Raw genomic sequence first — 253 nt, forward strand, 5'->3', positions numbered from 1 at the left:
GAGGGACGGCCCCGTCAAGCCGTGACCGGAATCGGTGAAAATACGTTAGCGCAACCGGTGAAACCGCCTTTGCGCGAACGGCGCGCCTGTTTAGCGAAACTGGTGAAAAATAGATTGACGCTAACAAAGACCGAGGCGATGGCGGCGTTCGGCATAATGTCGATGTCGCCGCTCAAGAAGTGGTGCGCGCTATACCGCCGGGGCGGCGCGGAGGCCCTGCGCCCGAGGCCCAAGGGCCGGCCGAGCGGTTCCA

The 253-nt window shown here is 63.2% G+C and carries 1 protein-coding gene; it reads left to right on the plus strand.

The window, feature by feature from the left end; all coding sequences use genetic code 11:
- Positions 1–138 precede the first annotated feature (138 nt).
- The coding region (locus RX395_RS10220) for a helix-turn-helix domain-containing protein (protein ID WP_316367422.1) at positions 139–253 on the plus strand (115 nt) is incomplete at its 3' end.

Origin of the sequence: Collinsella aerofaciens (genome assembly GCF_032584215.1) — a bacterium.
Classification (GTDB): Bacteria; Actinomycetota; Coriobacteriia; order Coriobacteriales; family Coriobacteriaceae; genus Collinsella.